General features: G+C 37.6%; 9 protein-coding genes. All 9 read left to right on the top strand.

Translation table 11 applies throughout. The annotated features are described in order from the left end of the window. Window positions 1-1,437: 1,437 nt before the first annotated feature. The 9 genes from ACWXWT_RS18265 (at window position 1,438) to ACWXWT_RS18305 (ending at window position 9,853) form a co-directional block, all read left to right on the top strand. Window positions 1,438-2,406, top strand: a complete 969-nt coding sequence (locus ACWXWT_RS18265; RefSeq protein WP_456043006.1) for a HEAT repeat domain-containing protein — start codon at window positions 1,438-1,440, stop codon at window positions 2,404-2,406. 387 nt (window positions 2,407-2,793) lie between these two features. Then, window positions 2,794-3,714, top strand: coding sequence for a hypothetical protein (locus tag ACWXWT_RS18270; protein WP_456043007.1), 921 nt, complete (start codon window positions 2,794-2,796; stop codon window positions 3,712-3,714). A gap of 26 nt (window positions 3,715-3,740) precedes the next feature. Next, window positions 3,741-3,959: a superinfection immunity protein gene (locus ACWXWT_RS18275; protein ID WP_456043008.1), complete on the top strand. Its 219-nt coding sequence runs from the start codon at window positions 3,741-3,743 to the stop codon at window positions 3,957-3,959. A 231-nt stretch (window positions 3,960-4,190) separates the two neighbouring features. Further along, window positions 4,191-4,889, top strand: coding sequence for a YIP1 family protein (locus tag ACWXWT_RS18280; RefSeq protein WP_456043009.1), 699 nt, complete (start codon window positions 4,191-4,193; stop codon window positions 4,887-4,889). Between the two features lie 20 nt (window positions 4,890-4,909). Then, a complete protein-coding gene (locus ACWXWT_RS18285; protein WP_456043010.1) occupies window positions 4,910-6,067 on the top strand; it encodes an efflux RND transporter periplasmic adaptor subunit in 1,158 nt (385 codons plus the stop codon). Next, the gene (locus tag ACWXWT_RS18290) at window positions 6,054-6,773 is read left to right on the top strand and encodes an ABC transporter ATP-binding protein (protein WP_456043011.1); all 720 of its coding nucleotides are present in this window, start codon (window positions 6,054-6,056) and stop codon (window positions 6,771-6,773) included. The genes ACWXWT_RS18285 and ACWXWT_RS18290 overlap by 14 nt, the downstream gene beginning before the upstream one ends. Further along, a complete protein-coding gene (locus ACWXWT_RS18295; protein ID WP_456043012.1) occupies window positions 6,767-8,008 on the top strand; it encodes an ABC transporter permease in 1,242 nt (413 codons plus the stop codon). The genes ACWXWT_RS18290 and ACWXWT_RS18295 overlap by 7 nt, the downstream gene beginning before the upstream one ends. Before the next feature lie 11 nt (window positions 8,009-8,019). Further along, on the top strand, window positions 8,020-9,132 hold the full coding sequence (locus ACWXWT_RS18300) for a sensor histidine kinase (protein ID WP_456043013.1): 1,113 nt from the start codon (window positions 8,020-8,022) through the stop codon (window positions 9,130-9,132). Further along, window positions 9,110-9,853 (top strand): LytR/AlgR family response regulator transcription factor, encoded by a 744-nt coding sequence (locus tag ACWXWT_RS18305; protein WP_456043014.1) that lies wholly within the window; start codon window positions 9,110-9,112, stop codon window positions 9,851-9,853. The genes ACWXWT_RS18300 and ACWXWT_RS18305 overlap by 23 nt, the downstream gene beginning before the upstream one ends. Window positions 9,854-10,098: the final 245 nt, after the last annotated feature.

Consider the following 10,098-nt stretch of genomic DNA (forward strand, 5'->3'; position numbering starts at 1 on the left):
TCAGGTATTCCACTTCTGTGTTACATCGATTTAAAAGGCAACAACCATTTCTACATCAATGTGCCTTGAATTGAAAAACCTGAGAGACTCTGAACTGACCAGATATTTAATGAGATTGGTATTACTATTAGCGCATCCTAGCCCTGATTTTCTGCTTTTTATCTTGCTTGTTTCCTTCAATCATTCACAAAATAAATCAAAAAAAATGATTTATTACCGTTAATCATTTTTTTTGACCGCTTTTCATAAGAGTAAAAAAAACTACGTTTTACCGCCTATTATTTATCTCAAGCAAACGCTTAACAAGATAATAAATAAACATTACATAATATTTATTATTTAAATCATTATCTAAAAAGGAATATATGAAATGAAAATAGCAAACACAGTAGAACTTAAAACACAATTTGGTATGGCAGGTACTTCACAGTTACAAGTCGTTGGTGGTCCAATTTGTGTCGGCGTTATTATGGTCATGCTTGCTTACTAATTTACAACAAGGATAGTTAATAATGAAAATAATAAACACAGCAGAACTTAAATCACAATTTGGCATGGCGGGAGCTTCACAGTTACAAGTTGTCGGCGGCCCAATTTGTTTCGGAATAATTGTTGTATTAATTACTCTTTAATTATTAATAAGGATAACGAACAATGAAAATAGCAAACACAGCAGAACTTAAATCACAATTTGGCGTAGCGGGGACATCACAATTACAAGTGGTCGGTGGTCCAATTTGTATCGGCGTAATGGTTGTATTAATTACTCTTTAATTACTCTTTAATTACTTTTTAAGGATAACGAACAATGAAAATAGCAAACACAGCAGAACTTAAATCACAATTTGGCGTAGCGGGGACATCACAGTTACAAGTGGTCGGTGGCCCAATTTGTATCGGCGTAATGGTTGTATTAATTACTCTTTAATTATTTTATAAGGATAACGAACAATGAAAATAGCAAATACAGTAGAACTTAAGTCACAATTTGGCGTAGCGGGTACATCACAGTTACAAGTTGTCGGCGGCCCAATTTGTATCGGTGTAATGGTTGTATTAATTACTCTTTAATTACTTTATAAGGATAACGAACAATGAAAATAGCAAATACAGCAGAACTTAAATCACAATTTGGCGTAGCGGGTACATCACAGTTACAAGTTGTCGGCGGTCCAATTTGTATCGGTGTAATGGTTGTATTAATTACTCTTTAATTATTTTATAAGGATAACGAACAATGAAAATTGCAAACACAGCAGAACTTAAATCACAATTTGGCATGGCGGGTACTTCACAATTACAAGTGGTTGGTGGCCCAATTTGTATCGGTATTATGGTGGTATTAATACAGGCTTAGTCTGAAATGGGTCGCTGGCTTACTATTATCGCTGTCAGTAAGTTAGCTTACCCCTCAATATAAAAACAAGGAAGAACATCATGGAATTTAATCACAAAATAGAAAGCTTTTTAAGCAATCCTTCTTCTTGGGCTGATACGTTAATGGCGATGGAGAAAAGTAGAGAAAATAATTTAAATTTTACGCTTGTTAAAAAGCTTAAGTCGTTATTTTCTCAATCGTCATCGGTTTCGATCGAGTGGATGTCTGATGTGATTAAGAATGAATATGATGCCGTACTTGATACTATTTTGAAGGAAAGCGAGGAGCATTTATCTAGTAATGATTTCTATATTTACCCAATAGCGGGGCATTCAACCGCTTTTGCTCAGCGTATTGTATTAGATAGTAATGATGATTTTGATTTAAGTATTGATTTTATTGACCAAAAATTACTTTCCAACTACAAAGCTACCAGTAAGCGTAACTTAAAAGATCGTGGTATTTCATTTTATGGAAGAGAAACACTCTCATTCTTTATTAAATCGGGCAATATGCGTATATCTAATTGGCAGCACGATCTACAGAAGACTAACCTCAATAGTGCGCAATGCGAACACGCTGGTGACACTCGAGTTTCTGACGGTGATTGCATTTATAAAAAAGCTAATGAAACTTACATGTTTGAAGAGGCTCAAGGTAATGCGGTAGTGATTTCATTGGAGTTAAAAAGAAATAAGTCGCCTATTAGTTTAATGTTCTCAGCCTATGACTATCAGCTAAAGTTTCAAAACCCATCGGATGAGGTGGACTCTAGGGTACAGCTGCATATTTCATTGTTAAAATCAATGGATTATCAAATAGCGATTCCAACCATTAAAAAGTTTTTAAATCACCCACAGCATTATATGCGTTGGTACGCTATGCAACAATTATTGGGGATGGATGCGCTACAAGTGATTGATGAATTAGAGAATATGGCTAAGTCAGATCCACACCATGAAGTTCAACAAGCGGCTTCTCAAACATGGGAAATAGTACAAAGCCAACTGCTTAAACGTGCTAGTTGATCATTTAATGCTTAAAAATGATATGAATCAGCGACCAATTTAGGTCGCTGTTTTGGTTTTATTTCCGCTTCATAATATCACTTGCCGATATCGTTAATCTTCACATGAACTCATTCATTGAAATCAAATAGACAGTTGTTTTTCGACTTTGGTTATACCAGTAATAATATGACTAACTTGTTAATTGTTGATATTTATTATTGTCTTCGAATGATTTATATCGAGTTGACATAGGCTGGTCATGTCATCAATGCCGAAAATCCTTTTGTTTGACCGTTAGTCACCCTTTTGCGCTGTTATTTTTCTCTGTTGCTATTATCAATTCATACCAATTAGCCCACTACAACGCTAGTGATTGAAATACAATTTGTTATAGGGAATATAACCATGCCATTAAAATTCGATCTAAATCATATTGATGAATCTATTTCACTTGATGAATGTTATGAGCAACTTATAGAAAGTAAGTTTGACTCTGATGATGATGAAAGCTTTCAAACTGTTGCTCCAATTTTAAAGAAATTGAATAACAATAAAACATTTTTACCTGAAATTTTAATGGCAGAATTAGAAAAACACTGTGATATTCAGAAGCAAACGAATAAATATACGCCTCAAGTTATCATGCTTAAACCTGCCAAAAAAGGTATTAACTTTTTTATGAGAGCTAATATTTGGCTAGCCAAGAACGATCCTTTATTGCAAACATCAGGTGAAAAGTCATTTTTTTATAATGTTCCTCATGATCATAATTTTAGTTTTCTTACTTCAGGTTACACAGGCCCAGGATATGGAAGTGACTATTACGAATATGATTATTACGATGTTATTGGCTATCCGGGTGAGAAAGTCGACTTGAGATTTATTGAGCGCAAAAACCTAACCGAAGGTGAGGTGATGCTATATCGTGCTTATAAAGATGTACATAACCAATTACCTGCAGATGAATTGTCTGTATCACTCAATGTTATGCCTACAACTATGTTTGCACATTTGCGTCCACAATATGTTTTTGATGAAAGTTGTTCAAAGATAGCTCGCTCAACAGTGACGTCTAATTCGTCTATGGAGCCAATATTACACCTTATTGCTGAAATGGGTAACGACGATAGTCGTGAGTTTATGGAGCGTTTTGCAAACACTAGCTGTATTGAAGAAGATCGATTTAAAGCGGTTAAAGCATTAGCGTCAGTGGAGAAGGAAGCAAACAAAAAGTCACAAATAATTGAGGAGTTAGGTATTAATTCCAATTCAAAATTGGTGTCACAATTGAGCCGTAACTATTTATCAACGTTAGCATTAGCTTAATATTTAATTTAAAAGAGGAAATAATTATGTTTTTATCAAATTTAGGATTAAGTGGTAGTCAAATTGTATTTTTAGTCCCCCTGATTTTCGTCGTGTATTTTTTACCTTCAATCTTGGCGATTTTATTGAATCGAGAGCACAAAGGTAAAATCATGGCGGCTAATGTTCCTGCTGGTATTTCTTGGATTGTATGGTTTGGTATTTTAGCTTGGGCAATTTCAGGCCGAGAAAAGGTTAAGTTTTAATGAATAAATGCACTAGATAGCTGTTGGTGGTCTTGTTTATCACTTGCAGCTGTCTTGCTCTACTCCCTACAAAACGCCTCAATCCCCACTATTTGTATCGCTCTCTCGCTAAAAGCTAACTCTCTCCACTACCGAAAATCACTTAGTTTAACCGTTTGTCATTTTTCCCCAGTCTGTTTTTCCCTATCTGATATTTTATTTATAAGTAAATTCAATCATGAGGGGGCCATTATGGCTGCGGTAGTCAGTACGGTACTCGACGCATTTGTTGCGCCAAGTTCGTTATTTGAAAAGTTTGATAATAATCAAAAGCAGAGTGGCATTGTGCTACTTACGCTTATGATATTGGTATTTGTTAGTCATTATTGGTTTTTTGGTGGTATGACAGAGGAGTTCTTACTCAACCAGCAATTGGCTAAAGTGAGTGATTTGAGCGCTCAGGAGTTAGACGTTGTTAGAGAAAGTATGAGTATGACTTTACAGTATACCTGGGTGTTTGTGGCAGGTATGACGGCCATAGGTCATTTATTTGTGGTGATTGGGTTAAGCCTATTTTTTGCTGCTGTAGCTAAATTCTCAAGTACTAAAATGAAAAGCTTTAGTGTGAAAAATTGGTTCTATTTTGCATCATGGTGTCAGTTGCCTTGGATAGTGAACTACATCGGTTTCATGATGTTGTTTGCAAGCTCTTCTACGGGGGATTTGCCTTTAGGGTTGATAGATTATGCCTCCGTGGAGCAGTTGTTTACCCATCATGCTAATGGTAGTGGCGTTGCGCTGTATTCATCAATGAATTTATTCTCTATTTGGTCAATTGCAATATGTTCTCTTGGGTTATCTAATTGTTTTTCTATGAGTTTATTTAAGTCTATTGCCATTTCATCTGCACCTTATCTTATATTTTATGGTGTGTGGTTTACCATGCTTTAACAGGTAAAAAGGAGTTTTACATGAAAAAGGGCATCATTTTATTATGCATGTTAATTGGGTTTTCTAGTTTACTTGTGTGGAGTAAAAGTAAGTCACGTGATGTTGGTGTGCAAGTTGATACCCAGAGTGTGAGTAAGAACCGTATCAACGACACTATTTTAGCTTCCGGTAACTTGCAGTTTTCCCGTGAAATTCAGATTCGCTCAGAATTGACCGGCATTGTTCAACATGTGCACGTGAGAGAGGGACAGCTGGTTAAAAAAGGTGACGTGTTAATTGAGCTAGATCCAAAGAGTTTTTTAGCTGATGTACGCAAAGCTAAGGCTGCTGTAGAGATCCAATTAATTGAAATTAAGCGGCTCAAAGAGATTGAATCGGAAACTGCGCGTCGGGCAAAGCAGCATATTGACTTAGTGGCAAAGGGATTGATGGATAAAGATAGTTCGGCACAATTACAAAGCAAGTTAAGAATTGCCCAAATTGATGTGTTAGCCGCTCAGCAGGGCCTTGAGCAATACAAAGCAACAATGGTGCAAAGTCAGAATCGTTTAGATAAAACTCGTTTTGTTGCAGCAATAGACGGTCTGATTTCAACAGTAGATATTAAAGTGGGTGAGACAGTTATAGCTGGTACGACAAATATAGTTGGTAGCCCGCTGATGACACTAGCAGATGCACAATCTTATGTTGCTCAAATAAGAGTCGATGAGGCCGATGTTGCTAATATTGCAATAGGGCAAGAAGTTGAAGTGTTTTTGGCGGCAACACCTCGCGAAGCAGTGCTAGGTAAGATTGACTCAATCAGTACTTCAGCCAGGAATGATGGCATGAACAAAGGCCTTTATTACAAGGTAGAAGTCGCACTAGAAGCTGAACAAGTGGTTTACCCTGGCATGAGCTGTCGAGCAGAGATTTTATTAGCCCGATCCGAACGTGAATTGACGGTACCCGTCGCGGCGATTAATCGTGACAAGCAAGGGTATTTTGTTTGGGTTGTAGAAGCTAACAGAGCCATTAAAAAGTCGGTTCAGTTAGGTATGTCTACCGATACAGAACAAGTTGTATTATCGGGCGTGGCGCAAAATGACGTAGTTATTACGGGGCCAAGTCGTCTAATGAGCAACTTGCAAGAAGGCCGAGAAGTGCAGCATAAGGAAAGTTATCATGCTGCAATCTAATTCAGTTATACAATTAAATGGCATTACCAAAAACTATCCATTGGCGGGTGAAGTCTATCAAGCTTTGCATTCTTGTAATGTGTCTATTGAGCAGAATGATTTTGTCGCCATAACGGGGCCTTCTGGTTCTGGTAAGTCGACACTGATGAATATTCTAGGTTGTTTATCAACACCCTCTGAAGGACGCTATATGCTTAATGGCGAAGATGTTGCCGGTTACAATGAATCAGAACTGGCGTATGTAAGAAACCATTCAATAGGTTTTATCTTTCAGAGTTTTAATTTATTGCCCCGTCAAAGCATTCTTCAGAATGTTATGCACCCATTGAAATACCGCATTATGTCATCTTGCTCTCGCCAGCAGCGCGCGTTAAATGCGTTGGAAAAAGTGGGCCTTGCAGACAAGCGTGATGTGTTACCCAATCAATTATCTGGTGGACAACGCCAACGCGTGGCGATTGCCCGTGCTTTAGTTACAGAACCTAAAATATTACTGGGAGATGAGCCTACGGGGAACTTAGACAGTAAAACAACCCGTGAAATAATGGCGCTATTTGATGAGCTCCATCAACAGGGGCAAACTATCGTATTGGTGACTCATGAGCAAGATATTGCTAATCATTGTCAGCGTGAAATTCGATTAGTGGATGGCCAAATCGTATCAGATATTTCTACCCCATCAGTTAGACTGGAGGCCACATGTTGAACAATTTATTTCATCATCTTTATGAAGGTACAATTGCCGCAATTCAGTCAATTTGGGCTAATGGTTTCAGAAGCGCGCTGACTACGTTAGGTATTATCATTGGAGTGGGATCGATTATTACTGTGGTGTCGATTACTGAAGGCTTGAGTCAAGGTGTAGGCAATCAATTAAAAGATCTTGGTAGTGACATGGTGACGATAAAAGCGCAAACAGATACCGAACTTGAAATGCTTGGAATTGCCAATCAACTTAGTTACGACGATTATTTGTCTATCAAGAGTAAAGCGCAGGGGATTAAAGATATTGCCGCTAAAATGCGAGCCTTTAGTTTTGGCTCGGAGGTCAGATATGGCCAAAAAAGCTTGCATACTCAAGTGATCGGAACTGAGAGTGATTACCAGAAAGTGGTTAATGTGTTCCCTGAAATTGGCCGGTTTCTTTCCCATGATGATGACTTAAAAAGACGTCGTGTCGTTTTTTTAGGTAGCTCAGTATTAAAAAAATTAACGTTGCCAGCTCAACCTGTGGGTGAATTTATTTTACTCGGAAACGAGTGGTTCAAAGTTATTGGATTAGCTGAAACTCGTGGTAGTTTATTTGGTTTTGATCAAGACAACTATGTCATTGCACCATTGAGTACAATTCGCTCGTTAAATGGCACTGATAGTACCAACAATATTGATATCGTTTTTAGGCCAGAAGCGGGTGTGGATTTAGCATCAATTAAACACTCAGTTAGTCAAATTTTAAGAAATAAACATAAGATAGAAGCAAATGAAGCGGATTTTTTTGAATTTGAAACAGCAGAAAAAACGCGCCAACAATTCAGTGATATTACCAATTCAATTACTTTTGTTGCAGCAGGAGTTGTAGGCATTAGTTTAATTGTCGGGGGGATTGGTATTATGAATATTATGCTAGTGTCAGTGACAGAAAGAACGAAAGAGATTGGCATTGCTAAATCTTTGGGAGCAACTTCTCGTATCATTTTAACTCAATTTTTAATTGAAGCTAGTGTGTTGTCTTTATTTGGTGGTGTGGCTGGAATCGTGCTAGGTTATTTACTCGCGGGTGTCATCTTCATGTTTATGCCCGTAGTTGGATCTCTGGCTATTCCTTTGTGGGCAATTTGGTTAGCTCTTGGATTTAGTGGAGTTATTGGTATAGTATTTGGTATTGCCCCAGCGATAAAAGCATCTAAATTGGACCCTATAGATGCATTACGGTATGAATAGAAGGATCTCAATTGTTAACACAGTTTTATCAACATAGTCGTAATACAAGTAAAAGTTACCGTGCAGCCATGATGATAATGTTCTGGTTGCACTTTGTATTAACTTGGTCGGTGATGTTGTCGCTGGTGGAAATGCCACAGCATCATTATAGCGATATTATTTTACGCTCTTTTCTAGAAGCAAGCCTGCTGGTTTTTATTTGCCATTGCCTATTACGCCCTTATTTACGTATGAATATGTTAGGGGCCAGTATGGATATTAGGGTAACCTTTCTAGGTTTAGCGTATATTTTTTTTGTTTCATTTATTTACTTTTTGTTGTCGTACGGTTTGGGGAAATTAAGCTTTTTACAAAGCACTGATATTAGTCAAATTCAAGTGATGACACAGGAAGGTAAGCTTGGTGGCGAAGTCACGACTTTAGCCATATTTGTTATTGGCATATTGGAATCATTCGCGACATTATTTTTATGGTGTGTTGCTTATCTCGTTTGGCAATTTCATAAAAATAAGAAAGAACTCCAACTTGAAGTCAATGAAAGTCAAATTCAACAACTCACCAATCAACTCAGCCCACATTTTTTATTTAATACACTAAATAGTATTCGTGCACTTATTTTTGCAGATCAAGAAAAGGCTGCTGAAGTGGTGACATTGTTATCTGATTTGCTTCGTAATCAAATGCAATCGCAAATGAAAATCAAGTCCACGTTAGAACAAGATTGGTTAATCACTGATAAGTATTTAGCGATTGAGAAAGTGCGTTTTGATAAAAAGTTGCAGTTAACCGTTCAGTTGGCAGAAGCCACACTTAACCAGAAAATTCCAACGTTAACCTTGTTAACGTTAGCAGAAAATGCCATTAAACATGGTATATCGACAAGCCGGAAGCCAGGGTTTATTCATGTTGAATCAGAAGTCTTGAATGATGACTATTGGCGTTTAACCATTACCAATAGCGTATTTGCGCAAAAAGTCCTTCCGAGTACAAAGGTGGGAATACATAACGTTAAGAAACGACTTGAGCTGATGTTTGCTAATAAATATCAGTTTTTCAATGGACTGGATCAAGACCAATTTTTGGTTTCAATGGAGTTACCTTATGTTAAAAGTGCTAATCGTTGATGATGAATATTTAGCTCGTATAGAGCTCACAAGGCTGCTGGGGAAATTTGCTGATGTCGAAATCGTTGCAGAGGCAGAAGATGGACTTCAAGCGATTGAGATGCTGTCTGATATCAATGTAGATATTGTTTTTGTAGATATTCAAATGCCAGAGATGGATGGGCTTGAGTTTGCTAAACAAGTACAAGAAAAAGAATGTCATATCGTCTTTTGTACTGCTTTTAGTGAGCACGCTGTAGATGCATTTGCATTGAATGCTTTTGACTATATTGTGAAGCCTATTATGCAAGATAGGTTGGAAGCGGTGATTAATAAAGCGCGCTTAGTGAAAGAAAGCCGCAGCGATGATGAACTGATTCACAATCAATACTTACCCGATCATCACGGTTTACTGCTCAAATTTGGGGGCGATTATAAGATTGTGCGTATACAGGAAATTACGCGTTTCGAATCAATAGGCAATCACGTGGCTGTCTATTCTGAGGCAGGAAAATCTTACTTGCATATCTCTTTATCAAAAGTAGAGAAGCGCTTGGATGCCAACTTATTTTTCAAAGCCAGTCGCAGCGATATTTTACGTATAGATCAAATGAGTAAAATAGAGGAAGGAATGACGGCCGGTAGCTTACTTGTGCACATGAATAACGGTCAAGAAGTCGATGTTAGTCGACGCCAAGTGCAACAATTACGTAGGATTTTTAGTATTGAGGCTACATTTTAATTTTAGTATTGGGATTAAAATGTAACCTCAGCCATTTTCCAATCGATGCCATTCCTGATAAGAAGAGCCTTCAAGCTTGTTTGAAAGATCTTCTTTATCGCTGGAGTTAATACCAATCCAATTAAATATGTGATCTTTCAGCGGGAGTTCAAAGTGCTGTAGGCAAGGCAGATGATTGAAGCGAATAGTGATCCTCGGTAACAAGCTCCTGCGTTACTCTACCTCCAGCATCTGACCGCCATGGA

This window comes from Shewanella sp. A22 (genome assembly GCF_053850585.1).